Here is a 1,840-nt window from a genome sequence, read left to right as displayed (position 1 = left end):
TCCTGTTTGATAACCTCACCACGTGGGTATCAACGATAATTACAGGTTTTCCATACGCCAGTCCCACTATCATATTTGCCGATTTTCTTCCGATACCTTTTATTGTGGCAAAGGTGTCCACATCCTCAGGGATGCGGCCTTTAAACCTCTCCACTATATCGCGGGCACTAGTGTTTATGCTTTTTGCCTTATTCTTATAAAAACCCGTGGATTTTATATCCTCCTCAAGCACATCAAGAGGGACATCAAGGTAATCCTTTAATGTTCTGTATTTCTTGAAAAGCTGCTCTGTAACCTTATTTACCCTTTCATCCGTACACTGTGCTGATAACACCGTGCTGATAGTAAGTTCCAGTGGATTCGTAAAGGTAAGTTCAACCCTCGGCCTTCCATGCATCCTCTTTAATTTATCTATTATTGACTTTATATCTTTTTCCATCTCTGATTCTGCTGAACGTATCTTTTATACCACTTATACTCTTATGTATTCAACGAGAAAATCAAACCGATTAAATGCTTGAAAAACAACATAAAATTAGCCGCAAAGTTCTTCCGGCTTACCATTGACAAATCTCACATTGTTTCCGTTTGTTTCCGTTCATATTTTCACTTGACAGTATATTAAATTTACTGGAGAATGAAGGGAAAAGGGGGGTAATAAATTCAGTTCAATGTTTAGCATAAAAAGTAATCCGATAATTCAAGCCATGCTTTAAGGAGGTTCTTATGTTTGCAGGTAACATCGTTGTTTTGGTTCTGCTGGAATCAAAGAATTGCTATCTTTAAAAAACTGATGGGGCAAATTGCATGAGCATAGATATACCAAAAGACTGGGGTAAAGATGAACTTACCACCTATATTAACGATGCTCGCCACAACCTCTTCGCCACCTATGCTAATCTTGGGATATTCAGACGCTTCCAACATATCGATAAAGTATACAGAACTATAATTGAAAATATCAGCAACACAAAAGACTGGTTCCCGGTATTTTTCCTACTAAGGACACATGCGTCATATCTGACAGCAGTACAATTGTCAGCCAGCGGGCAAATCCCAGAGGCCTATATGGTTCTACGTGGGTGTCTGGAGAATGCGTTTTACGGATTTAATATTTACAAGAATCCATCTTTAACTGGGACTTGGCTAAAACGCAATGATGACGAAAACTGGAAGCGACTTGTAAAAAATAAATTCCAGATTAAGGCAATTCTCGATTCATTAAAAGGCATGAACAAAAATCTTGGCACGTCTGCTAAAGAGCTTTATGAGAGAACGATAGAGTATGGCGCACATCCAAATCCTCACGGTATCCTCACCCTTGTGCGCCAGGAACAGCAAGACAGGTTCATAAGATTTGATCTAGCCTACCTGCAAGGTAATACTAAACCCCATGCCCTTTGTTTAAAAACGACAGCACAAGTAGGATTATGCTGTCTGATGATTTTTAAGGTGGTCTATAAAGAGCGTTTTGATCTGTTGGGGTTATCTGATGGGATCGAGAAATTAAGCAAGGGGCTATGAATACGACCGATAATAAGCTTGGGGAACGAAAGGGACGCTTGAAATGTTGACATTTATGTCGCCTGCCAGAAACAAAAGAGACAGCCAGGTTTGAGAGACTGAACAACCACAACAGGGTAAAAGCATAAAACAATATGGAAATGCTATCTCACTTCTTTTGGCCTTGAACGTTAGTTGATAATTGCGCCCCTTGGAAATGCGGGTTACTGCCAATTCAAAAAAATTATTGGCAAAAATGTGCTTGAGTGCTATATTAAAGATAAAGATTGTAAGGAAACAGCGGTAGAAAGGAGGCGTTGGCTATGGAGACTTTAAA

General features: G+C 39.5%; 2 protein-coding genes. One reads left to right on the top strand and one right to left on the bottom strand.

The features are described 5' to 3' along the window. On the bottom strand, positions 1 to 439 hold a 439-nt coding region (locus tag NTU69_10850; GenBank protein ID MCX5804007.1), incomplete at its 3' end, for an endonuclease III. 368 nt (positions 440 to 807) lie between these two features. Here NTU69_10850 and NTU69_10845 point away from each other — a divergent pair. Beyond that, positions 808 to 1,524: a hypothetical protein gene (locus NTU69_10845; protein MCX5804006.1), complete on the top strand. Its 717-nt coding sequence runs from the start codon at positions 808 to 810 to the stop codon at positions 1,522 to 1,524. Positions 1,525 to 1,840 lie beyond the last annotated feature (316 nt).

Source organism: Pseudomonadota bacterium, from assembly GCA_026388215.1.
Classification (GTDB): domain Bacteria; phylum Desulfobacterota; class Syntrophorhabdia; order Syntrophorhabdales; family Syntrophorhabdaceae; genus JAPLKF01.
Note: the sequence above shows the minus strand (reverse complement) of the source record. Positions and strands in the feature narration are given on the sequence as shown.

What these genes read in the sequence shown, in the direction of transcription:
- NTU69_10845 (MCX5804006.1), top strand. Translation starts at nt 808, where the DNA reads ATGAGCATAGATATACCAAAAGACTGGGGTAAAGATGAACTTACCACC.